Genomic DNA, 26,420 nt, shown 5'->3' with positions numbered 1-26,420 from the left:
TCAAAGTGTGCCTGATGAGGCCTGTTGCTTTGGAGGATGAGAATGATGTCTTATGAAAAAGTGGAGCAGGCAAAAGATCCGATTATCGGTAAGAAACAGACACAAAAAGCTTTACACGCTCGTTTAGTCAGTGAATTGTACGTGGCAAAAGACGCTGACCCACGAGTTGTGGCAGACGTACTTGAAGCCGCGAAAGATACAGATGCGACGGTCGTGTATGTCGACTCAATGAAACGGCTAGGAAAAGCTTGCGGAATTGATGTTGGCGCTGCTGCTGTAGCGTTAAGGAAGTAAAGATATTGTTTGGCGCTTACGCCTTACAATATATTCTTTTGCCTAAACATGAACCACCTGGATCAGTGGTCTTAAAAATGTGGAAGGGAGGAACACAAACATGCCTACTATTAACCAGTTAATCCGCAAAGGCCGTGTAGACAAAGTGAAAAAGTCTGACTCGCCTGCGTTGAACAAAGGGTACAACAGTTTCAAGAAGTCACAAACGGATGTGTCTTCTCCGCAAAAACGCGGTGTTTGTACTCGTGTCGGCACAATGACGCCGAAGAAACCGAACTCGGCTCTTCGTAAATATGCGCGTGTGCGTTTGACAAACCAAATTGAGGTTACTGCATACATCCCAGGCATTGGCCATAACTTGCAAGAGCACAGTGTTGTGCTTATCCGCGGTGGCCGTGTAAAAGACTTGCCAGGGGTACGCTACCACATCGTGCGTGGCGCTCTTGACACTGCTGGTGTTCAAAACCGTATGCAAGGCCGTTCAAAATACGGTACAAAAAAGCCAAAAGATAAGAAATAACCTACGTTTTTAATGTAGATAAATGTTGAAAGGAGGGGGAAACATGCCTCGTAAAGGTCCAGTTGCACGTCGTGACGTATTGCCTGATCCAATATACAATTCTAAACTTGTTACCCGCCTCATTAACCGCATCATGGTTGACGGGAAGCGTGGAACAGCACAAACGATTCTTTATAATGCGTTTGAACTAGTAAAAGAGCGTAGCGGTAACGATCCAATGGAAGTATTTGATCAAGCGTTGAAAAACATTATGCCTGTCCTTGAAGTAAAAGCTCGCCGTGTCGGCGGTTCTAACTATCAAGTGCCAATTGAAGTAAAACCAGAGCGTCGTACGACTCTAGGTTTGCGTTGGTTGGTCAATTATGCGCGTCTTCGTGGAGAAAAGACAATGGAAGAGCGTCTCGCTAACGAAATTCTTGATGCAGCCAACAATGCTGGCGCAGCTGTCAAGAAGCGCGAAGACACGCACAAAATGGCAGAAGCGAACAAAGCGTTTGCTCATTATCGTTGGTAAGAATCTTATTCACTCGATAGAGAAAGGAGAACGAACCTATGGCAAGAGAATTCTCCTTAAAAGATACGCGTAATATCGGCATCATGGCTCACATCGATGCCGGTAAAACGACGACAACAGAACGTATTTTGTTCTACACAGGTCGTGTGCACAAGATTGGTGAAACACACGAAGGTGCCTCCCAAATGGACTGGATGGAGCAAGAGCAAGAACGTGGCATTACGATCACGTCTGCGGCTACAACAGCTCAGTGGAAAGGCCACCGTATCAACATTATTGATACACCTGGACACGTAGACTTTACGGTTGAAGTTGAACGTTCGTTACGTGTACTTGATGGAGCTGTTGCGGTACTTGATGCGCAATCAGGCGTTGAGCCGCAAACAGAAACAGTATGGCGTCAAGCGACGACATACGGGGTGCCGCGTATTGTATTCATCAACAAAATGGACAAAACCGGTGCCGATTTCATGTATTCTGTAAGTACTTTGCGTGACCGTTTGCAGGCCAATGCACATCCAATCCAGTTGCCGATCGGCGCTGAAGACGATTTTGTCGGCTTTGTCGATTTGATCGAAATGCAAGCGCATATTTCGAAAGACGACTTAGGACAAGATTGGGAAGTTACTGAAGTTCCTGCTGACTATAAAGACGAAGCGGAAAGCCTTCGTGAATCGTTGGTTGAAGCTGTAGCAGAATTAGACGAAGAGCTCATGATGAAGTATCTAGAAGGCGAAGAATTAACAAAAGACGAACTAAAAGCGGCTATCCGCAAAGGAACTTGTAATGTTGAGTTCTACCCAGTCGTTTGTGGTACTGCCTTTAAGAACAAAGGGGTTCAAGCGCTTCTTGACGCAGTGCTTGACTACTTGCCATCACCGCTTGACGTCGCAGCAATCCGCGGCCAAGTCCCTGGAACAGATGAAGAAGTAACGCGTGAGCCTGGCGACGACCAACCGTTTGCCGCATTGGCTTTTAAAGTAATGACGGATCCGTTTGTAGGGAAACTTACATTCTTCCGTGTTTACTCAGGTACGCTTAACTCTGGTTCCTACGTGCGCAATGCAACGAAAGACAAGCGTGAGCGTATCGGACGTATCCTGCAAATGCACGCAAACTCCCGTGAGGAAATTTCAACTGTTTACTCCGGCGATATTGCAGCTGCTGTTGGTTTGAAAGATACAACAACTGGCGATACTCTATGCGACGAGAAAAATCTTGTTATTTTAGAGTCTATGGAATTTCCAGAGCCAGTTATCCATTTGTCTGTTGAGCCGAAATCAAAGGCCGACCAAGACAAAATGGGCATTGCGCTTGCAAAGCTTGCTGAGGAAGATCCGACTTTCAAAACATTTACGGACGAAGAGACGGGTGAAACGGTTATTGGTGGTATGGGTGAACTTCACCTTGACATTATCGTTGATCGCCTACGCCGCGAGTTTAAAGTTGAAGCGAACGTTGGCGCGCCGCAAGTTTCTTACCGTGAAACAATCCGTACTGCTGCACAAGTGGAAGGCAAATTCGTTCGCCAATCTGGTGGACGCGGTCAGTTCGGACACGTTTGGGTCGAGTTCTCGCCAAACGAAGAAGGCGCTGGCTTTGAATTTGAAAACGCGATTGTCGGAGGCGTCGTTCCTCGTGAATACATCCCATCCGTTCAAGCGGGTATTGAAGAAGCGTTGCAAAACGGTATGATTGCAGGCTATCCTGTAATCGACATTAAAGCAAAGCTTTATGACGGTTCATACCATGATGTCGACTCTTCTGAAATGGCCTTTAAGATCGCCGCTTCAATGGCGCTTAAAAACGCTAAGTCAAAATGTGACCCAGTTCTGCTTGAGCCGATTTCAAAAGTTGAAATTGTCGTCCCAGAAGAATACATGGGTGACATTATGGGTGACGTAACAGCACGCCGCGGCCGTGTCGAAGGCATGGAAGCACGTGGAAATGCGCAAGTTGTAAAAGCGTTTGTACCGCTTGCGGAAATGTTCGGTTATGCAACAAGCCTTCGTTCTCGTACGCAAGGACGTGGCACATACTCGATGGTTTTCGACCACTACGAAGAAGTACCTAAGAGCATTGCCGAAGAAATTATCAAAAAACAAACGGGTGCTTAATTACTTCTCGTTGTTTTGCGACATTTTTTGTTGTAAGCTAGGGGAGGAATAGGCTGACCATTCAGCCGTCCTTTCTTATTGACATAAAATCAAATCCGTATTTAAGGGAGGAAAATGACTCATGGCAAAAGAAAAATTCGACCGCTCCAAAACACATGCCAACATTGGTACAATTGGACACGTTGACCATGGTAAAACAACTCTAACAGCTGCAATTACAACTGTACTTGCAAAGCGTTCTGGTAAAGGCCAAGCAATGGCATATGACGCGATCGACGGTGCTCCAGAAGAGCGCGAGCGTGGTATCACCATTTCAACAGCACACGTTGAATATGAAACAGACTCTCGTCACTATGCACACGTTGACTGCCCAGGCCACGCTGACTATGTTAAAAACATGATCACTGGTGCTGCACAAATGGACGGCGGTATTCTAGTTGTATCTGCTGCTGACGGCCCAATGCCACAAACTCGTGAGCACATCTTGCTTTCTCGTAACGTAGGTGTTCCTTACCTTGTTGTATTCTTAAACAAATGCGACATGGTTGATGACGAAGAACTTCTTGAGCTTGTTGAAATGGAAGTACGTGACCTTCTTTCTGAGTACGACTTCCCTGGCGACGATGTTCCTGTTATCCAAGGTTCTGCTCTTAAAGCTCTTCAAGGTGAAGCTGAGTGGGAAGAAAAAATCATCGAATTGATGAATGCAGTCGATGAGTACATCCCAACTCCAGAACGCGACAAAGACAAACCATTTATGATGCCAGTTGAGGACGTATTCTCTATCACTGGTCGTGGTACAGTTGCGACTGGCCGTGTAGAGCGTGGACAATTGAATGTTGGCGACACGGTTGAAATTCTTGGTATCAACGAAGAGAAAAAATCTACAACTGTTACAGGTGTAGAAATGTTCCGTAAGCTTCTTGACTATGCAGAAGCTGGCGACAACATTGGCGCACTTCTTCGTGGCGTTTCCCGCGAAGAAATCCAACGTGGCCAAGTGCTTGCAAAACCAGGCACAATCACGCCACACACAAAGTTCTCTGCTGAAGTGTATGTCCTTTCTAAAGACGAGGGTGGACGTCATACGCCATTCTTCTCTAACTATCGTCCACAATTCTATTTCCGTACAACGGACGTAACTGGCGTTGTAAACCTTCCAGAAGGAACGGAAATGGTAATGCCTGGCGACAACACTGAAATGACAGTTGAACTAATTGCGCCTATCGCAATTGAAGAAGGTACGCGCTTCTCTATCCGTGAAGGCGGACGTACTGTTGGTTCAGGCGTTGTTTCTACGATTATTGAATAAGCTGATGCTTATGCCAAAAGAGGACGGTTATCGATCGTCCTCTTTTGTTTTATGTTTTTTTCTTGAATCCCTTGCGTTCATTGGCCTAAATCTATATAATAGTAGAAGTGTGCCCGATGGTTACGTTTCATGCCTAGGAGAAAGGTAGGAAACGGTTATTTTCGTGTTTGCACGTTGACAGCGATGATGCGGAAGGTTGCTGACACACCCGGCCCCTTTGCCATGGGAGGGTGAGGAAATTTCCGCGGAGTATGTCTATTTTAAAAATGGACGATAAAGGAGGGCTATCATGGCAAAACAAAAGATTCGTATTCGTTTAAAAGCGTATGATCACCGTGTGTTAGATCAATCAGCTGAGAAGATTGTAGAAACGGCAAAACGTTCAGGTGCGAGCGTTTCAGGTCCGATCCCACTTCCAACTGAAAAATCGGTCTACACGATTCTGCGTGCGGTTCATAAATACAAAGATTCCCGCGAGCAGTTCGAAATGCGTACGCACAAACGTCTAATTGACATCATTAATCCAACGCCGCAAACAGTCGATGCATTGATGCGTTTGGATTTACCATCTGGCGTTGATATTGAAATAAAACTGTAAGACTATATAAAACGAACAATAGTAGGAGGTGTAACGGATGACCAAAGGAATCTTAGGTAGAAAAATCGGTATGACTCAAGTGTTTGCAGAAAACGGCGAAGTCATTCCAGTAACAGTAATTGAAGCAGAACCAAATATTGTCCTTCAGAAGAAGACAGTGGAATCTGATGGCTACGAGGCAATTCAGATCGGTTTTGCTGATGCGAAAAAGCCGAACAAACCAGCTACTGGCCATGCTGCTAAAGCTGAAACGGCTCCTAAGCGCTTCATTAAGGAAATCCGTGGCGTTAATCTTGACGAAGTTGAGGTAGGTCAAGCGATTAACGTAACAACATTTGCAGCAGGAGATCTTGTTGACGTAACAGGTACGTCTAAAGGGAAAGGGTTCCAAGGCGCGATCAAACGCCATAACCAATCCCGTGGACCAATGTCACACGGCTCTCGTTACCACCGTCGTCCAGGTTCAATGGGCCCTGTAGCGCCAAACCGTGTATTTAAAGGCAAAGCGCTTCCTGGCCGTATGGGCGGAGAACAAATTACAATGCAAAACCTTGAGATCGTTCGCGTTGACGAAGAGCGCAACTTGCTTCTCGTTAAAGGCAACGTACCAGGGGCTAAGAAAAGCTATGTAACTGTGCAATCTGCAGTTAAGGCGTAACGCTTAAGAAAGGAGGCCATTCGAATGCCGAAAGTATCACTTTTTAACCAATCAGGTTCACAAGTAGGAGAGATCGAACTAGCGGACAACGTATTTGGTGTTGAGCCAAATGAAAGTGTCTTACATGACGCTGTTGTTATGCAACAAGCATCTCTTCGTCAAGGTACACACAAAACTAAAGGCCGTTCAGAAGTACGCGGCGGCGGAAGAAAGCCATGGCGTCAAAAAGGAACTGGGCGTGCTCGCCAAGGTTCCATTCGCAGCCCACAATGGGTTGGCGGTGGCGTAGTATTTGGCCCAACACCGCGCAGCTATAGCTATAAACTGCCGAAGAAAGTTCGTCGTCTTGCTATTAAATCAGCGCTTTCATCTAAAGTGAAAGACTCAGAGTTAGTTGTACTAGATGACTTGAAATTAGAAGCAATCAAAACGAAAGCTATGAAGGACGTGCTTGCAAGCCTTTCTGTAGATTCAAAAGCACTCGTTGTAACAGCTGACTACAACGAAAATGTTGCTTTGTCTGCACGGAACTTGCCAGGGATCACGTTCCTTACAGCCGACGGCGTAAACGTACTTGACTTGCTTAAACATGACAAGCTTGTCATCACAAAAGACGCAGTCGAAAAGGTAGAGGAGGTGCTTGCGTAATGTCAAACGCACGTGATATCATTAAGCGCCCTGTCATCACTGAACGTTCTACTGAACTGATGGAAGACAAAAAATACACGTTTGAAGTTGACGTCCGCGCCAACAAAACACAAATCAAAGATGCTGTTGAAGAAATCTTTGAAGTGAAAGTGACAAACGTTAACACAGTAAATTATAAAGGGAAAGCGAAGCGTTTCGGACGCTACACGGGCTTTACCCCTAAACGCAAAAAAGCAATTGTTCAGCTTTCTGCTGACAGTAAAGAACTAGACTTCTTTGAAGTGTAAGTAACAAGAGAAGGAGGGAATCACAAAAATGGCAATTAAAAAGTATAAACCGACCAGTGCCGGTCGTCGTAATATGAGCGTATCTGATTTTGCGGAAATTACGACTGACAAGCCGGAAAAGTCGTTGCTTGCTCCTTTGCATAAAAAAGGCGGACGCAACAACCAAGGTCGTTTAACTGTACGTCACCAAGGTGGCGGCCATAAACGTCAATATCGCATTATCGACTTTAAACGCAACAAAGATGGAATTCCAGGACGCGTTGCCACGATCGAATACGATCCAAACCGTTCCGCGAATATCGCTTTAATCAACTATGCCGATGGCGAGAAGCGTTACATTCTAGCGCCTAAAGGCCTAACAGTTGGCACTGTTATCGTGTCTGGCCCTGATGCCGACATTAAAACAGGTAACGCATTGCCGTTAGCGAATATTCCAGTAGGTACAGTGATCCACAATATCGAGCTTCGTCCAGGAAAAGGCGGCCAGCTAGTCCGTTCAGCAGGCACAGAAGCCCAGCTTCTTGGTAAAGAAGGCGATTATGCCCTCGTTCGTTTGAACTCAGGGGAAACACGCTACATTTTATCTACTTGCCGCGCTACAATTGGCCAAGTCGGAAATGTTGAGCATGAACTGATTAACATCGGTAAAGCTGGACGTTCACGTTGGAAAGGCATCCGCCCAACTGTTCGTGGTTCTGTTATGAACCCTAACGATCACCCGCATGGCGGTGGTGAAGGAAAAGCGCCAATTGGCCGTCCGTCGCCAATGTCACCATGGGGCAAACCAACGCTTGGTTACAAAACACGTAAGAAAAACAAACACTCCGACAAGTACATTGTTCGCCGTCGTAAAAAATAACGTGGTTTGCCTGCGGTTCTCACGCAGAACCGTGGACGAATCCCGAAAGGAGGAACATATATGGGCCGTAGTTTGAAAAAAGGACCTTTCGTTGATGGTCATCTCATGAAAAAAGTAGAAGCATTAAACGCAACGAATGACAAGAAAGTCGTGAAGACTTGGTCTCGTCGTTCAACGATTTTCCCTGAATTTATCGGCCACACGTTTGCTGTCTATGATGGCCGCAAGCATGTACCGGTTTACGTTTCTGAAGATATGGTTGGTCACAAACTTGGCGAATTTGCCCCTACTCGTACGTACAAAGGGCATGCCGCTGATAAGAAAACAAGACGCTAAGTAAGGAAGGAGGACCTTTTCTCATGGAACAAGCTAAAGCTGTTGCGAAGCAAGTCCGCATAGCGCCTCGCAAAGTCCGTCTTGTGATCGATCTTATTCGTGGTAAGCAAGTCGGTGAAGCCATCGCTATTTTAAAACACACGCCTAAAGCTGCTTCTCCAGTAGTTGAAAAGCTTTTAAATTCGGCAATTGCGAACGCTGAGCACAACTATGAAATGGAGCCAAACAATCTCGTAATATCTGAAGCGTACGTGAACGAAGGCGTAACGCTGAAACGTTTCCGCCCTCGCGCACAAGGCCGCGCTAGCCGGATCAATAAACGCACAAGCCATATTACATTGGTTGTAACAGAAAAGAAGGAGGGATAACATATGGGTCAAAAAGTAAATCCAGTCGGTCTGCGCGTCGGCGTCATCCGTGATTGGGATTCTAAATGGTATGCCGGCAAGAAAGACTACGCAGACTTGCTTCACGAAGACATCGCGATTCGCGAGCATGTAGAAGGCCGTCTAAAAGATGCCTCTGTTTCTAAAGTAGAAATTGAGCGTGCTGCGAACCGTGTGAACATCACAATTTCTACTGCCAAGCCAGGTATGGTGATCGGAAAAGGCGGTTCAGAAGTTGAAGCGCTTCGTAAATCTCTTAATGAGCTAACAGGAAAACGCGTGCACATTAACATTTCAGAAATTAAGCAAGCAGACCTTGATGCAAAGCTTGTTGCTGAAAACATTGCTCGTCAACTTGAAAACCGTATTTCATTCCGTCGTGCAATGAAACAAGCAATTCAACGCACTATGCGCGCTGGTGCAAAAGGAATTAAAACACAAGTGTCAGGCCGCCTTGGCGGAGCAGACATTGCTCGTGCTGAGCACTATAGCGAAGGAACTGTTCCACTTCACACGCTTCGTGCTGATATTGACTATGGTACAGCTGAAGCTGATACAACATACGGTAAAATCGGCGTAAAAATCTGGGTTTATCGTGGTGAAGTTCTTCCAACGAAAGGAACGAACAAAGAGGAAGGAGGCAACTAATCATGTTAATGCCTAAACGTGTAAAATACCGCCGCGAACACCGCGGAAAAATGCGCGGACGTGCAAAAGGCGGTACAGAAGTCCACTTTGGCGAGTTTGGCTTGCAAGCTCTTGAAGCTTCATGGATTACAAACCGTCAAATTGAGGCAGCTCGTATTGCGATGACTCGTTACATGAAACGTGGCGGTAAAGTATGGATTAAAATTTTCCCTTCAAAGCCATACACAGCAAAGCCGCTTGAAGTTCGTATGGGTTCTGGTAAAGGGGCACCTGAAGGATGGGTTGCCGTTGTGAAACCAGGTAAGATTATGTTCGAAATTTCCGGTGTATCTGAAGAAGTTGCCCGCGAAGCATTACGTCTTGCCTCTCACAAATTACCGATTAAATGTAAGTTTGTAAAACGCGAAGAAGTGGGTGGTGACTCAAATGAAAGCAACTGATCTCCGCGATTTAACCACTGCTGAAATTGAACAAAAGACACAATCTCTTAAAGAAGAGTTATTCAATCTACGCTTTCAACTCGCAACTGGACAACTTGACAACCCAGTTCGTATCCGTGAAGTCCGTAAAAGCATCGCTCGTGCTAAAACGGTCTTGCGCGAACGTGAGCTCGGAATTAACAACGGCTAAAGGAGGGTTTGCTGCATGGACCGCAACCAGCGTAAAGTTTACCAAGGGCGTGTCGTTTCTGATAAAATGGATAAAACCATTACTGTACTCGTTGAAACGTATAAAAAAGACCGCCTTTACGGAAAACGCGTAAAATACTCAAAGAAATTTAAAGCGCATGATGAACAAAACACTGCAAAAGTAGGCGACATTGTCCGCATTATGGAAACACGCCCGCTTTCAAAAGATAAACGTTTCCGTTTAGTAGAGATCGTCGAAGAAGCGATCATCATTTGACAATGCGTCCGTTGAAGGGAGGTAAAACTGAATGATCCAACAAGAAAGCCGCTTAAAAGTCGCCGACAACTCTGGGGCCCGTGAAGTGCTCTGCATTAAAGTGCTAGGTGGCTCTGGGCGTAAGATAGCGAACATTGGCGATGTCATTGTTTGTTCGGTAAAAGAAGCAACACCAGGGGGCGTTGTCAAGAAAGGCGACGTTGTAAAAGCTGTAATTGTTCGTTCAAAAAGTGGTGTACGCCGCAATGATGGTTCTTACATCAAATTTGACGAAAACGCAGCAGTCATTGTCCGTGACGACAAAAGCCCGCGCGGAACTCGTATCTTTGGACCAGTTGCACGTGAACTTCGTGACAACCAGTTCATGAAAATCGTTTCTCTTGCTCCAGAAGTTCTTTAAGCAGAGAATTGATGAACTAAGCTTAAGGAGGTGCCATTGTATGCATGTCAAAAAAGGCGACAAAGTCGTTGTCATTACAGGCAAAGACAAAGGGAAGCAAGGGACGGTACTAGAAGCTTACCCGAAAAAAAGCCGTGTGCTCGTTGAAGGTGTAAACATGGTGAAAAAACACGCCAAGCCGTCGCAAGACAATCCACAAGGCGGAATTCTAAACCAAGAAGCACCGATCCACTCTTCCAATGTCATGCTTGTTGATCCAAAGACAGGTGAACGCACTCGAGTGGGCTACAAAGAAGAAAACGGCAAAAAAGTACGCGTTGCAAAAAAATCTGGCGAAATCATCAAGTAGTCAGTGTGTGAAAGGAGGACCACTTCAATGAATCGTTTAAAAGAGAAATACCAAAACGAAATCGTTTCTTCTCTAACAGAGAAGTTTAATTACCCATCAGTAATGGCTGTGCCAAAGATTGAAAAAATCGTTGTCAACATGGGCATTGGCGATGCCGTTCAAAATGCGAAAGTGCTCGACAAAGCGGTTGAAGAACTGCAAGCGATCACTGGTCAAAAGCCTGTCATTACGAAAGCAAAAAAATCGATTGCCGGCTTTAAACTCCGTGAAGGAATGCCAATCGGTGCAAAAGTAACATTGCGTGGCGAGCGCATGTATGACTTCTTGGATAAATTAGTATCTGTTTCATTGCCACGTGTTCGCGACTTCCGCGGTGTCTCCAAAAAAGCGTTTGACGGTCGCGGAAACTACACGCTCGGCGTGAGAGAGCAACTTATTTTCCCTGAGATTGATTACGATAAAGTCGATAAAGTCCGCGGTATGGACATTGTCATCGTCACAACTGCGAAAACAGACGAAGAAGCGCGTGAATTACTTACTCAAGTAGGCATGCCGTTCCAAAAATAATCTCTTAGAAGAGGAGGGAACACGTTGGCAAAAAAATCAATGATCGCAAAGCAAAAACGCACACCGAAATATAATGTTCAAGCTTATACTCGTTGTGAGCGTTGCGGCCGTCCTCACTCAGTGCTGCGCAAATTCAAACTTTGCCGTATTTGCTTCAGAGAACTTGCTTACAAAGGGCAAATTCCTGGCGTGAAAAAAGCAAGCTGGTAAAAACGATTGGAAGGAGGTAATTATCAATGGTCATGACTGATCCAATTGCAGATATGCTGACACGTATTCGTAATGCGAACCTTGTACGCCATGAAAAACTAGAACTGCCGGCCTCTATGCTTAAAAAAGAGATTGCCGATATTCTTAAGCGCGAGGGCTTCATTCGCGATTACGAATTCATTGAAGACAACAAACAAGGTGTAATCCGTATCTTCCTTAAATACGGCCCATCTAACGAACGTGTAATTACTGGATTGAAACGTATTTCAAAACCTGGATTGCGCGTATACGCAAAATCAAATGAACTTCCACGTGTTCTTGGTGGTTTAGGCATTGCGCTTGTTTCAACTTCAAAAGGCGTTTTGACCGACAAAGAAGCACGTCAACAACAAGTCGGCGGAGAAGTGCTCGCTTACGTTTGGTAAGTAGCTTTAAATGAATGGAGGTGGACATAAATGTCTCGCGTAGGTAAAAAACCTGTCATTATTCCTGATGGCGTCACAGTTACATTCGACGGAAACCTTTGCACTGTCAAAGGTCCAAAAGGTGAATTAAGCCGTGAGCTTCACCCGGATATTAACATTACTGTTGAGGGCAACGAAATTACATTTGAACGCCCATCTGACCATAAAGAGCACCGTGCTCTTCACGGAACGATGCGTGCGCTTGTAAACAACATGGTTGAAGGTGTAACAAAAGGATTTGAACGCGCGCTAGAACTGAACGGTGTCGGTTACCGTGCTTCCAAATCTGGCAACAAGCTTGTGCTTAACGTTGGTTACTCTCACCCAGTTGAAATCACTCCTGAAGAAGGCCTTGAAATCGAAGTTCCTTCCAATACGAAAGTGGTTGTAAAAGGAATCAACAAAGAACGAGTTGGGGCGCTTGCATCAAACATTCGCGCTGTGCGTCTGCCTGAACCTTACAAAGGCAAAGGGATTCGTTATGAAGGCGAATATGTGCGTCGCAAAGAAGGCAAAACTGGTAAATAATTAGTTTCGTATAGAAAGGAATGACGTCTCATGATTACGAAGCCTAACAAAAATGCAGGCCGTAAGAAAAGACACGCTCACGTACGCCGCACACTAAGCGGTACGCCGCAGCGTCCACGTTTGAACGTATTCCGTTCTTCTAAGCACATTTACGCTCAGCTAATTGATGATGTGAATGGCGTAACTCTTGCACAAGCTTCTACGCTTGACAAAGAGTTGGGGCTTGAGAACGGCGGCAACAAAGAAGCTGCGCGTAAAGTCGGCGAACTTGTAGGAAAACGTGCGGTTGATGCGGGATTCGAATCAGTGGTCTTTGATCGTGGAGGCTACTTATATCACGGCCGTATAGCTGAGCTCGCTGATGGCGCTCGCGAAGCTGGCCTTAAATTCTAATTACGAAGGAGGGAAACATCGTATATGCGTTCTATCGATCCAAACACATTGGAACTTGAAGAAAAAGTTGTCACAATCAACCGTGTTGCAAAAGTGGTTAAAGGTGGACGCCGTTTTCGTTTTGCCGCGCTCGTTGTCGTAGGTGACAAAAACGGACACGTCGGTTTTGGAATGGGGAAAGCACAAGAAGTGCCTGAAGCCATTCGTAAAGCTGTAGAAGATGCAAAGAAAAACTTAATTGAAGTGCCGATCGTTAATACAACGATTCCACACCAAATTGTTGGGCGTTTTGGTGCGGGTCGCGTATTTTTGAAGCCAGCCTCTGAAGGTACTGGCGTTATCGCTGGCGGTCCTGTACGTGCTGTGCTTGAACTCGCTGGCATCGGTGACGTCCTTTCCAAATCTCTTGGCTCAAGCAACCCGATCAACATGGTTCGCGCTACTATAACTGGCCTAACAAACTTGAAGCGTGCTGAAGAAGTAGCGAAACTACGTGGCAAATCCGTAGAAGAACTGTTAGGTTAAGGGAGGGATTACGATGGCGAAGAAATTAGAAATCACCCTTACACGTAGCTTGATTGGCCGCCCAAGCGATCAACGCGTGACAGTAAATACGCTTGGTTTGCGTAAATTGCACCAAACGGTCGTACAAGAAGATAATGCAGCGATCCGCGGAATGGTAAACAAAGTTAAACATTTGATTACTGTTAATGAAATCGATGCGTAAATAGATCATTTTTTCATAACGAGGAGGTGTAGGAAGCATGAAACTTCACGAACTACAACCAGCAGAAGGTTCACGCAAAGTCCGCAATCGTGTAGGTCGCGGTATCGGTTCTGGCAACGGAAAAACGGCAGGCAAAGGCCACAAAGGACAAAAAGCCCGTTCAGGCGGCGGCGTTCGTCCTGGATTTGAAGGTGGGCAAAACCCACTTTATCGCCGTTTGCCAAAACGTGGATTTACGAACATTCACCGTAAAGAGTACACAGTTGTGAACCTAGACGTGCTGAATCGTTTTGAAGCGGGCACAGAAGTGACTCCAGAACTTCTTATTGAAACAAAAACGGTAAAAAACGTTAAGCACGGCATTAAAGTTCTTGGCAATGGCAATCTAGACAAAAACTTGACTGTAAAAGCTCATAAGTTCTCTGCATCTGCAGTAAAAGCAATTGAGGCTGCTGGCGGAAAAACCGAGGTGGTTTAATGTTTAAGGCGATCTCCAACATCTTCCGTGTGAGAGATTTACGTCGAAAAATCGTCTTTACGCTTCTGATGCTTATTGTTTTTCGAATCGGCGCATTCATACCCGTGCCAGGCACGAACAGTGATGCGCTTGAGATGCTTTTTGGCGGCGCTAATGCTTTCGGGTTTCTCGATACCTTTGGCGGCGGCGCACTAAGCAACTTCTCGATTTTTGCAATGGGGATCATGCCTTACATCACAGCCTCGATCGTTGTTCAGCTTCTTCAACTTGATGTAGTGCCGAAGTTTGCAGAATGGGCGAAACAGGGCGAGGCTGGTCGGAAAAAGCTAACGCAAGTAACTCGATATGGTACGATTGTTTTAGGGTTTGTCCAAGCGATCGCCATGTCAGTCGGTTTTAATTCAATGTATCAAGGAGCAGGCCCTGGCTTGATTGAAAATCCATCTGTGATGACGTACGTCTATATCGCCATCGTCCTTACAGCCGGTACAGCATTTTTAATGTGGCTAGGGGAGCAGATTACAGCTCACGGTGTAGGGAATGGAATCTCGCTCATTATCTTTGCAGGTATTGCAGCCGGCGTTCCAAACATGCTGAATGCTTTATATACATCTGAAATTGAAGGCGCAGGCGACCAGTTGTTTTTGAGCATCGCCACCGTTGCATTGCTCGCTTTAATCGTTTTACTGATTATCATTGGCGTCATTTACGTGCACCAAGCCTTGCGGAAAATACCTGTCCAATATGCGAAGCGCGTCGTCAATCGCAGCCAAGTAGGCGGACAGTCAACGCATTTGCCGATTAAAGTGAACGCTGCAGGGGTCATTCCGGTCATCTTTGCCTCAGCATTGTTTTATTTTCCGTCAACCATTGCTTCATTTGTTGGGCCAGAGGACAAGGCATGGGCAAGATGGATTGTGGAACATTTCGTGCCGAGTTCATGGATCGGCGGCAGCATTTTTGTTGTCTTGATTATCGCGTTTACGTATTTTTACACATTTGTACAGGTTAACCCGGAAAAAATGGCCGATAATTTGAAACGGCAAGGCGGGTATATCCCTGGCATTCGTCCTGGTCAAGCAACGCAGTCTTTTATCACGAAAATTTTATATCGGCTTACGTTCGTTGGCGCTCTATTCCTTGCGACCATCGCAACGATACCGGTTGTGTTTATTGCGCTACTTGACTTGCCGCAGCAAGTGCAAATTGGCGGCACGGGCTTGTTAATCATCGTCGGCGTTGCGCTAGATACGATGAAACAAATCGAAGGGCAGCTCATTAAACGTTCGTATAAAGGCTTCATTAACTAAAAAGAAGGACGGGCAGGACAAAAGCCTTACCCGTTCGTCTTTTTGACTTGCAGGAAGGGGATCTTAATGAATTTAATTTTAATGGGATTGCCAGGCGCCGGCAAAGGAACACAGGCGGAGAAAATTGTGAACGACTATGGCATTCCGCACATTTCTACAGGCGATATGTTTCGCGCTGCGATAAAAAACGAAACGGAGCTTGGCTTGAAAGCGAAGTCGTTTATAGACGCAGGTGATCTTGTCCCTGACGAAGTAACAATTGGAATAGTCAAAGAGCGTTTGTCGGAAGACGATTGCGAGAATGGTTTTTTGCTCGATGGTTTTCCTCGTACCATTGCCCAGGCGGAAGCGCTGGAAGGCATTCTTTCATCCCTCGGCAAACAGCTTGACCATGTGTTGAATATTGCGGTCCCGAAAGAACTTCTGATGGAGCGTTTAACGGGGCGCCGCGTGTCTCCTACTTCGGGTAAGACGTACCATATTGTTTATAACCCGCCAAAAGTAGAAGGCAAATGTGATATTGACGGCAGCGATTTAATTCAACGCGACGACGACAAGCCGGAAACAGTCAAAAGACGCCTAGAAGTAAATGAAAAGCAAACGAAGCCACTCATTGACTTTTATGAAGCAAAAGGCTACTTAAGACAAGTAGACGGCAACCAAGACATGAACACTGTGTATGCTGAGATAAAAGCGATTCTATCGGAGAAGCGTGCATGATTGTCATTAAAACGGAACGCGAGCTTGACGTGATGCGAAAAGCCGGGCAGATTGTCGCCCTAACGCATGCCCACTTGAAGCCTTACATTAAGCCAGGCATTACAACTGGTGAGTTGGATGCACTAGCTGAAGCGTTTATTCGTTCTCATGATGCAACGCCTTCTTTTCTTGGATACGGCGGTTTCACAGGAAGCATTTGTGCGTCGGTGAACGAAGAGTTGGTGCACGGCATACCTGGCGATCGCGTGCTTGCAGATGGAGATGTTATCAGCTTAGATATAGGCGCCTATTACAATGGCTATCATGGCGATTCGGCTTGGACGTATGGAGTCGGGACGATTAAAGAAGAAGACCAAAAGCTGCTTGATGCAACGGAGGCTTCTTTGTACAAAGGGTTAGAACTGGCACGCCCTGGAAATCGCCTATCGGACATTTCCCATGCGGTTCAAACTTACGTCGAACAGTCAGGATACGCAGTCGTACGTGAGTATGCCGGCCACGGCATTGGGAAAGACTTGCATGAAGACCCGAACATTCCCAACTACGGTCCTCCTGGGAAAGGGCCGAAGTTGAAGCCGGGAATGGTATTGGCAATTGAGCCAATGGTCAATGCTGGCTCTCGTTACGTACGGACGCTTGCTGATAACTGGACAGTGGTGACAGTCGATAAAAAGAACTGTGCCCATTTTGAGCATACGGTTGCAATCACAGAAACAGGATACGAGATCTTGACGAAAGCATAATTTTTCAGGTAAGATAGACTGTCTGTATAGTGATGAAGACAAAAAGGTATTGCTTGCATCTACTCGAAGGGAGGATATCCATTCATGGCAAAAGAAGACGTGATAGAAGTGGAAGGCACGGTGATTGAGCCGTTGCCAAACGCAATGTTTCGTGTAGAACTTGAAAACGGTCATAAAATTCTTGCGCATGTATCTGGAAAAATTCGCATGAACTTTATCCGCATCTTGCCTGGCGATAAAGTAACGGTTGAACTTTCTCCTTACGATTTGACGCGCGGGCGGATTACGTACCGTTATAAATAAAAACACTCTCCGTATATAAGGAGGTTTATACAATGAAGGTAAGACCATCAGTCAAACCGATTTGCGAAAAATGCAAGGTTATTCGCCGCAAAGGCAATGTTATGGTAATTTGTGAAAACCCGAAACACAAACAAAAACAAGGTTAAATGATAAGGAGGTGCCTAGCCCATGGCACGTGTTGCAGGTGTTGACATTCCTCGCGATAAGCGCGTTGTAATCTCACTCACTTACGTATTTGGTATTGGTAAATCAACAGCAGCAAAAATCCTTGAAACAGCTGGCGTTGATGAAAATACACGCGTTCGTGACCTAACGGAAGAAGAACTTGGCCGTATTCGTGAAGCAGTTGAAGGTTATCAAGTGGAAGGCGATTTGCGCCGTGAAGTTTCCTTGAACATCAAACGTCTAATCGAAATCGGCAGCTATCGTGGAATTCGTCATCGTCGTGGCTTACCGGTCCGCGGCCAAAATTCAAAAAACAATGCTCGTACGCGCAAAGGTCCAAAACGTACGGTTGCGAATAAGAAAAAATAAGCAAGGAGGGAAATGAAAAACATGGCTAAAAAAACGAATACTCGTCCAAAACGTCGTCAAAGAAAAAACATTGACAGTGGTGTGGCTCACATCCGTTCTACATTCAACAACACAATTGTGACGATTACAGATCCTCATGGCAATGCGATTTCTTGGGCTAGCGCTGGCGCACTTGGTTTTAAAGGCTCTCGTAAGTCAACACCATTTGCTGCGCAAATGGCGGCTGAATCAGCTGCCAAAACAGCGATGGAGCATGGCATGAAAACGATCGAAGTTTCAGTTAAAGGCCCAGGAGCTGGCCGTGAAGCGGCAATCCGTTCATTGCAAGCTGTAGGGCTTGAAGTGAACATGATTAAAGATGTGACACCAGTTCCACACAATGGCTGCCGTCCGCCGAAACGTCGTAGAGTGTAAGAAAATCGTCATTGTATAGATTTCCTGCTAATGTCTATAATGGATAAGACGAGATCTATAGACAATGAAGGTAAGACTAATAGGATTTGCTCAGGTGGAAGCCCAAATAAAGGAGCTCTTTGGGCAATCCTTGCGTTTGCCGGAGTTCGACGTTTTGAAGGAGGGTTTGTTTAATGATTGAAATTGAAAAGCCGAATATTGAAACGGTGGAAGTTAGCGAAGACGCGAAATACGGCAAATTTGTCGTAGAGCCTCTAGAGCGCGGTTATGGAACAACACTAGGAAACTCCTTGCGTCGCATCCTTTTGTCCTCGCTTCCAGGAGCTGCGGTTACATCTGTTCAAATTGACGGTGTCCTTCACGAATTTTCAACAATTGAAGGCGTGGTAGAAGATGTTACGACAATCATCTTGAATCTGAAAAAATTGGCTTTGAAAATTTATTCAGATGAAGAAAAAACGCTTGAAATTGATGTACAAGGTGAAGGCAATGTAACTGCTGGTGATTTAACTCATGACAGTGACGTTGAAGTATTAAATCCTGATCTTCATATCGCTACGCTTACAAAAGGAGCATCGTTCCGCATGCGCTTGCAGGCGAAACGAGGTCGTGGGTACGTTCTTGCTGAAGGCAACAAAAATGATGACCAGCCAATTGGCGTTCTTCCGATTGACTCGATCTATACACCGGTGGCGCGCGTTAACTACCAAGTTGAAAACACGCGTGTCGGGCAAGTCACAAACTATGATAAACTAACCCTTGATGTGTGGACCGATGGAAGTACTCGCCCAGAAGAAGCCGTTTCTCTTGGCGCGAAAATTCTTACGGAGCACTTAAATATTTTCGTAGGTTTAACAGACCAAGCGCAAAATGCGGAAATCATGGTCGAAAAAGAAGAGGACCAAAAAGAAAAAGTACTTGAAATGACCATTGAGGAACTTGACTTATCGGTCCGTTCGTACAACTGTTTGAAGCGTGCTGGCATTAATACTGTACAGGAATTGACGCACAAAACAGAGGAAGACATGATGAAAGTCCGCAACCTTGGCCGTAAATCACTTGAAGAAGTACAAGAGAAGTTGGGCGAACTTGGCCTCGGGCTTCGCAATGAAGAATAAGGAATAGGTTTTTGTCTCAAAGGAGGGAATTAGCATGGCATACGCAAAACTTGGCCGTACGAGCTCACAACGCAAAGCGTTGCTTCGTGATTTGGTGACAGACCTTATCATCAACGAACGCATTGAAACGACTGAAGCAAAAGCAAAGGAGCTGCGCCCAATCGTTGAAAAAATGATTACGCTTGGAAAACGCGGTGATTTGCATGCCCGTCGTCAAGCTGCAGCGTTCGTTCGCAACGAAACAGCAGACGTTGAATCAGGGCAAGATGCAATCCAAAAGCTGTTTGCAGATATCGCTCCGCGCTTTGCAGAGCGTCAAGGTGGATATACACGCATTCTTAAAGTTGGTCCTCGTCGTGGTGACGGTGCACCAATGGCAATCATTGAGTTTGTTTAAAAAGCTCAGGTAAGCGGCGATTAAGGGCAGGAGACAATAGGAGCAAGGTGCTTCTTTCACTCTATGCCCTTTTTTGTTACGTAAAAAAATGGGGTGTGGGGATGCTTGTTTGTGAGCATGTTTCCTATCGTTATGCCAATCATGCTACCGACGCGCTCACGGACATTTCGCTGCACGTTCAAAAGGGTGAGTGGGTTGCAGTAGTCGGGCGCAGTGGCTCTGGGAAATCGACGTTGGCAAGGCTATTAAATGGCTTATTGCTGCCCTCTTCCGGAACAGTGACGGTCCAAAAGTGGACAACAGAAGCAAATGCCGAGAAAATCCGCCTAGCAGTGGGGTTTGTTTTTCAAAATCCCGACAATCAAATTGTCACAACCATTGTGGAAGATGATCTTGCGTTTGGGCTGGAAAACCGTGGGTGGCCACCTGAGCAAATTTCACGGCGTGTTGCAGCAGTGGCAAAGGAACTAGGCATTGAAACATTGCTAAAGCGGGATGTGAGCCGCTTATCAGGTGGTCAAAAGCAACGAGTTGCCCTTGGGGGTGTGCTAGCACCTGACCCAGACATTCTCGTTCTCGATGAAGCCACTTCCATGCTAGATCCGGCTGGGCAAAGGGAATGGCTTTCGCTATTAAAGAAACTCCATCGCAAAGGCAAGACCATCTTGTCCATTACCCACGATCCAGAAGAACTGCTCTTTGCAGACCGTGTTTTAGCGCTTAAAGAGGGCCGTTTGGTTTTTGATGGCACACCGGCCCAGCTATTTTTTACCCACGACCAAGTAGAACAGCTCGATATCGCGCTTCCTTTTTTATATGAGCTCCAAGCTGAATTGCACAAGCGCGGTGCGGCGATAGGCAATTCCCAAACGGAAGAGGAGCTATTGCAGGCATTATGGACGTTGCATTTAACGAAGTAAGCTACGAATACAACGATGCAGGCACCACAGTCCAAGCGCTTAATCGCGTTACGCTCCGTGTGCCTGCAGGTCGGTTTGTTGCTGTGATTGGTGCGAGCGGAGCGGGGAAATCGACATTGGTCCAGCATTTAAACGGTTTGCTTTTGCCAACAAAAGGAACAGTCGAAATTGGGGACGTTTGTCTGCCTGAGCAAAAAAAGCAGCTACAACAATTAAGGAAAAAGGTCGGCTTTGTTTTTCAATATCCGGAACATCAGCTATTTGAAGAAACAGTCGAAAAAGAGATTGGCTATGCACTACGGATGCAGGGCGTCTCAAAAGTCGAGGCGGCGAAAACCGCTGCCGCAGCCCTTAACTCAGTTGGGCTGCCGCCTTCGTTGCTCAGCGCTTCCCCGTTTCAGCTTTCAGGGGGGCAAAAACGACGAGTCGCCATTGCTTCAGTCCTCGTCCAGCAGCCGAAATTGCTTGTGTTAGACGAGCCTGGAGCCGGGCTTGACCCAGCATCCAAAGAGGCGCTGTTCCAATTGCTTTGCAACTATCGCCAAACAAACAATGCATCGATTTGGATGGTGACCCATTCGATGGACGACGTGGCCAAATACGCCGATTTTTGCATAGTGATGCAGAATGGGACGCCGCTAATGGTGGGCGAGCCTGCTGCCGTGTTTCAAGCGCGAGACGTGGTACAAACGGCAAAACTGGCTTTGCCAAGAGCGATGGCTTTTGCACAAAAAGCAATAGCGCCAAAAGAGACGATTCCTTTTTTACGCGATGCAGCAACGTTGGCAGATTGGCTCATCGATCGCAAAGGAGGACAGCAATGAAAGGACCATCGCTTTTAATGGGGCAATACAGACAAAGCGAGTCATTTGTGCATCGCCTTGACCCGCGCAGCAAGCTGCTTAGCGTGTTCATTGTCGCATTCGCGCTGTTTTTTGTTGCTTCTCCTGCAACGCTGGCGATGTCAGCGTGCTATTTTGCAGCAGCGATCGCTTCTAGCAAGGTGCCGCTCCCTGTTCTTGCCAAATCGCTGAAACCGATTATGTGGTTTGTCATTGCCTTTGCTTTGTTGCAAGTGATTGTAACGCGGGAAGGCCACTTGGTTTTTCAACTATTTGGCTGGCCCGTTTATGCCGAAGGCCTTGCTGAAGGCGGGATTTTAGCATGGCGCACTTTGTGTCTTTTTCTTGCTGCAACGCTATTGACGATGACGACAAGCCCGTTGCATATTACGTGGGCGATTGAATCGCTTCTGAAGCCGTTAAAGGCTGTAAAATTTCCCGTTTCAGACCTTGCGATGATGATGTCGATTACATTACGCTTTATTCCGATTTTAAGTGGTGAATTATACATGATATCCCGGGCTCAAGCAGCAAGGGGGATTGGCGTCCGTGACCTGCCATTCATGAAACGCGTACTAGCGTACGTGCCACTGCTTGTGCCGCTATTTGTCCGCTCTTTAAAGCGTGCAGAAGAGTTGGCTCAAGCCATGGAAGCGCGGGGATATAGCCGCAACAGGGAACGGTCGTCCTGGAAAACAAACCAGTGGGCGTTTAAGGATACGTATGCGCTACTTGTCAGTGCGACTGTAGCGTTCCTGCTTGCCTGGTTTTAGTTGAAGGAGAACAAAAGGAAATGTCTAGAATGGCATGCAAACTAAGCTATGACGGCACGGCTTTTGCCGGTTACCAAGTCCAGCCCGGCAAGCGCACGGTCCAAAGCGAAGTTGAAAAAGCACTGCAAGAAATTCATAAAGGGGCACGAGTCCCAGTCGTAGCGTCAGGGCGCACAGATGCAGGAGTGCACGCCTGTGGCCAAGTGCTCCATTTTGATACAGAATTAGCGATTGCCCCTGAGCGTTGGGTATCTGCTTTAAACACCCATCTTCCTGATGACATTGTCGTCACAAACGCGGCAATAGTAGGGCCGGATTTTCATGCCCGTTATGGGGCGCAGGCGAAAGAGTACCGTTATTATATCCAATGCGGACCTTTCGAAAATGTGTTCCGCCGCCATTTTGCTGTCCACATTAAACAAGCTCTTGATGTGCCAGCGATGCAAACGGCGGCTAAGCATTTGTTAGGGACACACGACTTTTCTGCTTTTTGTGCAGCGAACACAACCGTGACCGACAAAGTCAGGACGATTACCCATGTAGCCGTCCAGCCTAGCGAAGAAGGGCTGCTTATTTCAATCCGCGGCACTGGTTTTTTATACAATATGGTCCGCATTATAGTCGGAACGCTTCTAGAAATAGGCACTGGCAAACGGGTAGCCGCTGAAATGAAAGTCATCTTGGCAGGCAAAAGCCGCAACCTGGCTGGGAAAACAGCCCCTGCGCATGGCTTGTGCCTGTATGAAGTCGACTACGGCCAGCCGCTTTTTGTGAATGAAACACCCGGACAAGTTTCTATGAATTAATTGACTTTACTAAGCCGATATTGTATGATATTAGATGGCAATTCTTAAGACCCACTGCCCCGGGTTACGGAATAAAGGACTATGCTAAAGGGAATGCGCATTAAAACAGCCAGTTTAACGTGTTTCTCTTGGCAAAACGATCAGATAAAAACGTGTTTATTATTTAGGAGGTTTAAACTATGCGTACAACATATATGGCAAAGCCAAACGAAGTTGAGCGTAAATGGTATGTAGTCGACGCTGAAGGGCAAACGCTTGGGCGTCTTGCTTCAGAAGTAGCATCTATCCTTCGCGGAAAGCACAAACCAACATTCACGCCGCACGTCGATACTGGCGACCATGTGATTGTTTTGAATGCAAGCAAAATTCAACTAACTGGAAACAAGCTCCAAGATAAGATTTACTACCGCCACACGAACCACCCAGGCGGCTTGAAACAAACAAAAGCACAAGACATGCGTGCGAACAAGCCAGAGCGTATGCTTGAGTTGGCGATCAAAGGGATGCTTCCGAAAAACACTCTTGGCCGCAAACAAGGAATGAAACTGCACGTCTATGCAGGCTCAGAACACAATCACCATGCACAAAAACCAGAAGCATACGAGCTTCGCGGTTAATCTTTAGGAGGTAATGATTATGGCTCAAGTACAATACTACGGCACAGGCCGCCGTAAGCACTCTGTTGCCCGTGTTCGCCTCATTCCTGGCGAAGGCAAAATTGTTGTAAACGGCCGTGACCTTGATGAATATTTCGGTCTTGAAACATTAAAATTGATCGTAAAACAACCACTTGTTGAAACAGGCGTAACTGGCCAATACGACGTCCACGTTAACGTCAATGGCGGTGGCTTCACTGGCCAAGCAGGCGCAATCCGCCACGGCATTGCCCGCGCCCTACTGCAAGTCGATCCTGACAACCGTGCAACACTAAAAGCAGCAGGCTTCCTTACACGCGATGCCCGCATGAAAGAACGTAAAAAATACGGTCTTAAAGCCGCTCGTCGTGCGCCTCAGTTCTCGAAGCGTTAATATCAATGTTTACAGCCTCTTCCCGAGGAAATCGGGGAGGGGTTTTTTAGTGCGGAATTGGAACCCCCTTAAAACAAGCAACAAAAATTATCGTTTGACAATAACGCATTATCGTTTTACATTAATGAATAGTTAAGGGGGGCATATAATGAATCTTTTTACCAAGACCTTTCTAAAATTCCTGTCAATTGTGTCGCTAATTGCTCAAGTATTATTTGCGTTTGCTGGATTAATACTGTTATTTGCGGCTGGAGCTTTATTGGTCGTGTCGAACGGGGTCAAAACGCAATTGCTACAGTATGCAGGGTTAAACACAAACCTATCAGTATGGTTTTTAGTATTTTCTTGCTTAGTCGCACTAGCCATCATTGCTTGTTTGTTTATCATTATGTATGCTCTACATAAAATGATTGGTAATATTTATAAACAACACTTTTTTGTTTCTCAAAATCTTACGTATCTCAAACTAATCTTAATCTCGATCACTAGCTTTACCATTTTGCAGATCATTAGTCAGCTGTTCTTTGCACAGGCGCATGTATACAATGTCAGTGATGTCTTTTCAGATTCTTCACCAGGTTTAATCGGAAACATTCTTCTGTTAGCCATTATTTATACGCTTTATGTGGTTTTTAAATATGGTATATCTTTGCAAGATGATTCTAACAACGTGATTTAGGTGGGAGGCCTAATGATAAAAATTAACTTAGATCGAGTAATGCTAGAAAGAAACATTTCTTCAAAAGAGTTAGCAGAAAAAATTGATATTACTCAAGCTAATTTATCAATACTAAAAACAGGTAAAGCGCGTGGTATTCGCTTTGCTACGTTAGAAAAAATCTGTCAAACATTAAATTGTCAGCCTGGTGATATACTCGAATACGAAGAAAAAGCCGACATATAGCAAAGCATTGGTTATCCAGTTTTTAACTAGTGGGCAATTTGGTCTGTTTGTCCTCATCCAGTTCATTAACGGAATGGGATCGAACTCAGAAAAAAGGGTATACGGAAGGTGTGTCACCATCTTCAGCCTATACAATGGCTCGGTTCTATTCAGTGGGATCGGTCCCATTTAGGAATAAAATCCACCCTAAACGAGCACGGACACTCAAGGGTGGACTTTTTTAGGGTGAACAAGCCAGCATATCTGCGAACCATTACCTCTGTATCCCATGCTATGTCGTACGGTTGTTCAGAAAACCATAAATTCCCCAAAAGAGGATTGGAAATAAAATAACAAAGATAAATCGAATGTCATCAGGAAAGAAGTAAATTATAGCGAAACATAAAAGGAATATTAAATAAGAAAGCCAAAATTTCTTTGATTTCTTTTTCATGATGTCTATCCGCCTGTTTAAAATTTAAATGCCTGTAAAATGAATGGTCGGAGTTGCAAACCAGTAGTTGCGTAAGGCTTTAAGTTCATTATCTTCCAATATTTAGTTTTAATATGGTGCTCTTTCATTATATTACGAAGTGCCTTCATTAACAGATCAAATTTATAAAATTTTTATAAATTTTATAAGAAAAGTCTGCCCATGTTTACGGGAGAGGAGTCAAGGATGGTTATTTTAGAAACAGAAAGGTTGTTGTTAAGACAGTATAACAAGGAGGATATTGTGTCTCTTCACTCCATGTTTTCAGACGCAGAAACAATGAAATATTATCCAGCGCCGTTTAGCCTCAAGAAAACGAAAAACTGGATACAAAAAAATAAAGAAAGATACGAAGAAGATGGCTATGGTTTATGGGCAGTCTGCCTGAAGGAAACAAATGAACTAATTGGAGACTGCGGTCTTGTTAAACAAATAGTGGAAGGCAATATGGAAGTTGAAATTGGGTACCATATTAATAAAAAATATTGGTCGCAAGGATACGCTTCTGAAGCAGCAAAAGGCTGCATGGAATTCGGCCTTTATCAATTAGGGCTAAACAAGCTGATAAGTATTATTGACCCAATGAATATTCCGTCCATTCGCGTTGCAGAGAAAATCGGTTTCTCTGAGGAAAAAGAATCCTTTATTTTTAATAAAAGACACTTGATCTATTCGTTTATTAAAGATGGTTGTTGAGTGCAAAAAGGGACAGCAGTGGAAAAAGCTTGTTTCTATACATAACCCTCATTACAGTGACCTCAGACATTCTTACGATACCTAAAAAAGCTCTACAGCCCCTTTCCAGGAGCCTCATCTAGAAACTCGTCATTATCCCTTCCTATAGTTTGCAACATCGCCTAAAATATATCCCTTTTTTTGAATGGCACATCCCAAACGTTACCCCCAGCAGATAATGGTTATCCCAGCATTATTTGA

At 45.5% G+C, this 26,420-nt stretch carries 44 protein-coding genes; all 44 read left to right on the top strand.

Going from position 1 to position 26,420, the window contains the following annotated elements; translation table 11 throughout:
- Window positions 1-45: 45 nt before the first annotated feature.
- The 44 genes from BC8716_RS05755 (at window position 46) to BC8716_RS05540 (ending at window position 26,180) form a co-directional block, all read left to right on the top strand.
- The gene (locus BC8716_RS05755) at window positions 46-294 is read left to right on the top strand and encodes a 50S ribosomal protein L7ae-like protein (RefSeq protein ID WP_094429172.1); all 249 of its coding nucleotides are present in this window, start codon (window positions 46-48) and stop codon (window positions 292-294) included.
- A gap of 100 nt (window positions 295-394) precedes the next feature.
- Entirely contained in the window at window positions 395-814 is a 420-nt protein-coding gene (gene rpsL, locus BC8716_RS05750) for a 30S ribosomal protein S12 (RefSeq protein WP_011245009.1), read from the top strand.
- A 43-nt stretch (window positions 815-857) separates the two neighbouring features.
- Window positions 858-1,328, top strand: a complete 471-nt coding sequence (gene rpsG, locus BC8716_RS05745; RefSeq protein WP_011245010.1) for a 30S ribosomal protein S7 — start codon at window positions 858-860, stop codon at window positions 1,326-1,328.
- A gap of 38 nt (window positions 1,329-1,366) precedes the next feature.
- Entirely contained in the window at window positions 1,367-3,445 is a 2,079-nt protein-coding gene (gene fusA, locus BC8716_RS05740) for an elongation factor G (RefSeq protein WP_094424300.1), read from the top strand.
- A 121-nt stretch (window positions 3,446-3,566) separates the two neighbouring features.
- On the top strand, window positions 3,567-4,757 hold the full coding sequence (gene tuf / locus BC8716_RS05735) for an elongation factor Tu (protein WP_062751231.1): 1,191 nt from the start codon (window positions 3,567-3,569) through the stop codon (window positions 4,755-4,757).
- Window positions 4,758-5,046: 289 nt separating this feature from the next.
- The gene (gene rpsJ / locus BC8716_RS05730) at window positions 5,047-5,355 is read left to right on the top strand and encodes a 30S ribosomal protein S10 (protein ID WP_011245013.1); all 309 of its coding nucleotides are present in this window, start codon (window positions 5,047-5,049) and stop codon (window positions 5,353-5,355) included.
- A gap of 37 nt (window positions 5,356-5,392) precedes the next feature.
- Window positions 5,393-6,013 carry a 50S ribosomal protein L3 gene (gene rplC / locus BC8716_RS05725; RefSeq protein WP_011245014.1) on the top strand — a complete coding sequence of 207 codons (621 nt, stop codon included), beginning with the start codon at window positions 5,393-5,395 and terminating at the stop codon, window positions 6,011-6,013.
- 24 nt (window positions 6,014-6,037) lie between these two features.
- Entirely contained in the window at window positions 6,038-6,661 is a 624-nt protein-coding gene (gene rplD, locus BC8716_RS05720; protein ID WP_094424299.1) for a 50S ribosomal protein L4, read from the top strand.
- Window positions 6,661-6,948 carry a 50S ribosomal protein L23 gene (rplW, locus tag BC8716_RS05715; protein ID WP_062751228.1) on the top strand — a complete coding sequence of 96 codons (288 nt, stop codon included), beginning with the start codon at window positions 6,661-6,663 and terminating at the stop codon, window positions 6,946-6,948. The genes rplD and rplW overlap by 1 nt, the downstream gene beginning before the upstream one ends.
- Window positions 6,949-6,976: 28 nt before the next feature.
- Window positions 6,977-7,807: a 50S ribosomal protein L2 gene (rplB, locus tag BC8716_RS05710; protein ID WP_094424298.1), complete on the top strand. Its 831-nt coding sequence runs from the start codon at window positions 6,977-6,979 to the stop codon at window positions 7,805-7,807.
- Window positions 7,808-7,867: 60 nt separating this feature from the next.
- On the top strand, window positions 7,868-8,143 hold the full coding sequence (gene rpsS, locus BC8716_RS05705; protein ID WP_094424297.1) for a 30S ribosomal protein S19: 276 nt from the start codon (window positions 7,868-7,870) through the stop codon (window positions 8,141-8,143).
- A 23-nt stretch (window positions 8,144-8,166) separates the two neighbouring features.
- Window positions 8,167-8,511 (top strand): 50S ribosomal protein L22, encoded by a 345-nt coding sequence (gene rplV / locus BC8716_RS05700; protein WP_011245019.1) that lies wholly within the window; start codon window positions 8,167-8,169, stop codon window positions 8,509-8,511.
- Between the two features lie 3 nt (window positions 8,512-8,514).
- Window positions 8,515-9,177, top strand: coding sequence for a 30S ribosomal protein S3 (gene rpsC, locus BC8716_RS05695; RefSeq protein ID WP_011245020.1), 663 nt, complete (start codon window positions 8,515-8,517; stop codon window positions 9,175-9,177).
- A gap of 2 nt (window positions 9,178-9,179) precedes the next feature.
- Window positions 9,180-9,617: a 50S ribosomal protein L16 gene (gene rplP, locus BC8716_RS05690; RefSeq protein WP_011245021.1), complete on the top strand. Its 438-nt coding sequence runs from the start codon at window positions 9,180-9,182 to the stop codon at window positions 9,615-9,617.
- The gene (gene rpmC / locus BC8716_RS05685) at window positions 9,604-9,807 is read left to right on the top strand and encodes a 50S ribosomal protein L29 (protein ID WP_011245022.1); all 204 of its coding nucleotides are present in this window, start codon (window positions 9,604-9,606) and stop codon (window positions 9,805-9,807) included. The genes rplP and rpmC overlap by 14 nt, the downstream gene beginning before the upstream one ends.
- A gap of 15 nt (window positions 9,808-9,822) precedes the next feature.
- The gene (gene rpsQ / locus BC8716_RS05680) at window positions 9,823-10,083 is read left to right on the top strand and encodes a 30S ribosomal protein S17 (RefSeq protein WP_011245023.1); all 261 of its coding nucleotides are present in this window, start codon (window positions 9,823-9,825) and stop codon (window positions 10,081-10,083) included.
- A 31-nt stretch (window positions 10,084-10,114) separates the two neighbouring features.
- Complete coding sequence (gene rplN / locus BC8716_RS05675) at window positions 10,115-10,483, top strand: 50S ribosomal protein L14 (protein WP_011245024.1); 369 nt, start codon at window positions 10,115-10,117, stop codon at window positions 10,481-10,483.
- Between the two features lie 40 nt (window positions 10,484-10,523).
- Window positions 10,524-10,832 (top strand): 50S ribosomal protein L24, encoded by a 309-nt coding sequence (rplX, locus tag BC8716_RS05670; protein WP_011245025.1) that lies wholly within the window; start codon window positions 10,524-10,526, stop codon window positions 10,830-10,832.
- A gap of 27 nt (window positions 10,833-10,859) precedes the next feature.
- Window positions 10,860-11,399, top strand: coding sequence for a 50S ribosomal protein L5 (rplE, locus tag BC8716_RS05665; RefSeq protein WP_011245026.1), 540 nt, complete (start codon window positions 10,860-10,862; stop codon window positions 11,397-11,399).
- 24 nt (window positions 11,400-11,423) lie between these two features.
- Window positions 11,424-11,609 carry a type Z 30S ribosomal protein S14 gene (locus BC8716_RS05660; protein WP_011245027.1) on the top strand — a complete coding sequence of 62 codons (186 nt, stop codon included), beginning with the start codon at window positions 11,424-11,426 and terminating at the stop codon, window positions 11,607-11,609.
- A gap of 26 nt (window positions 11,610-11,635) precedes the next feature.
- A complete protein-coding gene (rpsH, locus tag BC8716_RS05655) occupies window positions 11,636-12,034 on the top strand; it encodes a 30S ribosomal protein S8 (RefSeq protein ID WP_062751225.1) in 399 nt (132 codons plus the stop codon).
- Between the two features lie 30 nt (window positions 12,035-12,064).
- Window positions 12,065-12,601, top strand: a complete 537-nt coding sequence (gene rplF, locus BC8716_RS05650) for a 50S ribosomal protein L6 (RefSeq protein WP_062751223.1) — start codon at window positions 12,065-12,067, stop codon at window positions 12,599-12,601.
- Window positions 12,602-12,631: 30 nt separating this feature from the next.
- Window positions 12,632-12,994, top strand: coding sequence for a 50S ribosomal protein L18 (gene rplR, locus BC8716_RS05645; protein ID WP_011245030.1), 363 nt, complete (start codon window positions 12,632-12,634; stop codon window positions 12,992-12,994).
- Between the two features lie 24 nt (window positions 12,995-13,018).
- Window positions 13,019-13,519 carry a 30S ribosomal protein S5 gene (rpsE, locus tag BC8716_RS05640; RefSeq protein ID WP_011245031.1) on the top strand — a complete coding sequence of 167 codons (501 nt, stop codon included), beginning with the start codon at window positions 13,019-13,021 and terminating at the stop codon, window positions 13,517-13,519.
- A 13-nt stretch (window positions 13,520-13,532) separates the two neighbouring features.
- A complete protein-coding gene (rpmD, locus tag BC8716_RS05635) occupies window positions 13,533-13,721 on the top strand; it encodes a 50S ribosomal protein L30 (RefSeq protein ID WP_011245032.1) in 189 nt (62 codons plus the stop codon).
- A 37-nt stretch (window positions 13,722-13,758) separates the two neighbouring features.
- On the top strand, window positions 13,759-14,199 hold the full coding sequence (gene rplO, locus BC8716_RS05630; protein WP_011245033.1) for a 50S ribosomal protein L15: 441 nt from the start codon (window positions 13,759-13,761) through the stop codon (window positions 14,197-14,199).
- On the top strand, window positions 14,199-15,509 hold the full coding sequence (secY, locus tag BC8716_RS05625) for a preprotein translocase subunit SecY (protein WP_094424296.1): 1,311 nt from the start codon (window positions 14,199-14,201) through the stop codon (window positions 15,507-15,509). The genes rplO and secY overlap by 1 nt, the downstream gene beginning before the upstream one ends.
- Before the next feature lie 66 nt (window positions 15,510-15,575).
- Complete coding sequence (locus tag BC8716_RS05620; protein WP_094424295.1) at window positions 15,576-16,229, top strand: adenylate kinase; 654 nt, start codon at window positions 15,576-15,578, stop codon at window positions 16,227-16,229.
- Window positions 16,226-16,972, top strand: a complete 747-nt coding sequence (gene map, locus BC8716_RS05615) for a type I methionyl aminopeptidase (protein ID WP_094424294.1) — start codon at window positions 16,226-16,228, stop codon at window positions 16,970-16,972. The genes BC8716_RS05620 and map overlap by 4 nt, the downstream gene beginning before the upstream one ends.
- Window positions 16,973-17,056: 84 nt before the next feature.
- On the top strand, window positions 17,057-17,275 hold the full coding sequence (gene infA / locus BC8716_RS05610) for a translation initiation factor IF-1 (protein WP_011245037.1): 219 nt from the start codon (window positions 17,057-17,059) through the stop codon (window positions 17,273-17,275).
- A gap of 32 nt (window positions 17,276-17,307) precedes the next feature.
- On the top strand, window positions 17,308-17,421 hold the full coding sequence (gene rpmJ, locus BC8716_RS05605; RefSeq protein ID WP_003333770.1) for a 50S ribosomal protein L36: 114 nt from the start codon (window positions 17,308-17,310) through the stop codon (window positions 17,419-17,421).
- Window positions 17,422-17,443: 22 nt separating this feature from the next.
- Window positions 17,444-17,809: a 30S ribosomal protein S13 gene (rpsM, locus tag BC8716_RS05600; protein ID WP_011245038.1), complete on the top strand. Its 366-nt coding sequence runs from the start codon at window positions 17,444-17,446 to the stop codon at window positions 17,807-17,809.
- Between the two features lie 21 nt (window positions 17,810-17,830).
- Window positions 17,831-18,223 carry a 30S ribosomal protein S11 gene (rpsK, locus tag BC8716_RS05595; protein WP_035202254.1) on the top strand — a complete coding sequence of 131 codons (393 nt, stop codon included), beginning with the start codon at window positions 17,831-17,833 and terminating at the stop codon, window positions 18,221-18,223.
- 173 nt (window positions 18,224-18,396) lie between these two features.
- Window positions 18,397-19,341, top strand: coding sequence for a DNA-directed RNA polymerase subunit alpha (locus tag BC8716_RS05590; RefSeq protein WP_035202235.1), 945 nt, complete (start codon window positions 18,397-18,399; stop codon window positions 19,339-19,341).
- Between the two features lie 34 nt (window positions 19,342-19,375).
- Window positions 19,376-19,738, top strand: coding sequence for a 50S ribosomal protein L17 (rplQ, locus tag BC8716_RS05585; protein ID WP_062751215.1), 363 nt, complete (start codon window positions 19,376-19,378; stop codon window positions 19,736-19,738).
- 101 nt (window positions 19,739-19,839) lie between these two features.
- Window positions 19,840-20,658, top strand: coding sequence for an energy-coupling factor transporter ATPase (locus tag BC8716_RS05580; protein WP_094429171.1), 819 nt, complete (start codon window positions 19,840-19,842; stop codon window positions 20,656-20,658).
- Window positions 20,634-21,482: an ATP-binding cassette domain-containing protein gene (locus tag BC8716_RS05575; RefSeq protein WP_094424293.1), complete on the top strand. Its 849-nt coding sequence runs from the start codon at window positions 20,634-20,636 to the stop codon at window positions 21,480-21,482. The genes BC8716_RS05580 and BC8716_RS05575 overlap by 25 nt, the downstream gene beginning before the upstream one ends.
- Window positions 21,479-22,273 (top strand): energy-coupling factor transporter transmembrane component T family protein, encoded by a 795-nt coding sequence (locus tag BC8716_RS05570; RefSeq protein WP_094424292.1) that lies wholly within the window; start codon window positions 21,479-21,481, stop codon window positions 22,271-22,273. The genes BC8716_RS05575 and BC8716_RS05570 overlap by 4 nt, the downstream gene beginning before the upstream one ends.
- A gap of 20 nt (window positions 22,274-22,293) precedes the next feature.
- Window positions 22,294-23,079, top strand: coding sequence for a tRNA pseudouridine(38-40) synthase TruA (gene truA / locus BC8716_RS05565; RefSeq protein ID WP_094424291.1), 786 nt, complete (start codon window positions 22,294-22,296; stop codon window positions 23,077-23,079).
- A gap of 179 nt (window positions 23,080-23,258) precedes the next feature.
- The gene (gene rplM / locus BC8716_RS05560; protein WP_011245046.1) at window positions 23,259-23,696 is read left to right on the top strand and encodes a 50S ribosomal protein L13; all 438 of its coding nucleotides are present in this window, start codon (window positions 23,259-23,261) and stop codon (window positions 23,694-23,696) included.
- Between the two features lie 19 nt (window positions 23,697-23,715).
- Complete coding sequence (gene rpsI / locus BC8716_RS05555; RefSeq protein ID WP_011245047.1) at window positions 23,716-24,108, top strand: 30S ribosomal protein S9; 393 nt, start codon at window positions 23,716-23,718, stop codon at window positions 24,106-24,108.
- Between the two features lie 148 nt (window positions 24,109-24,256).
- Entirely contained in the window at window positions 24,257-24,787 is a 531-nt protein-coding gene (locus BC8716_RS05550) for a DUF2975 domain-containing protein (RefSeq protein WP_094424290.1), read from the top strand.
- Window positions 24,788-24,799: 12 nt separating this feature from the next.
- Window positions 24,800-25,012, top strand: a complete 213-nt coding sequence (locus BC8716_RS05545) for a helix-turn-helix domain-containing protein (RefSeq protein ID WP_062751205.1) — start codon at window positions 24,800-24,802, stop codon at window positions 25,010-25,012.
- Between the two features lie 658 nt (window positions 25,013-25,670).
- Window positions 25,671-26,180, top strand: coding sequence for a GNAT family N-acetyltransferase (locus BC8716_RS05540; protein ID WP_094424289.1), 510 nt, complete (start codon window positions 25,671-25,673; stop codon window positions 26,178-26,180).
- Window positions 26,181-26,420 lie beyond the last annotated feature (240 nt).

It is taken from the genome of Shouchella clausii, from assembly GCF_002250115.1.
Taxonomy (GTDB): domain Bacteria; phylum Bacillota; class Bacilli; order Bacillales; family Bacillaceae_D; genus Shouchella; species Shouchella clausii.
Note: the sequence above shows the minus strand (reverse complement) of the source record. Positions and strands in the feature narration are given on the sequence as shown.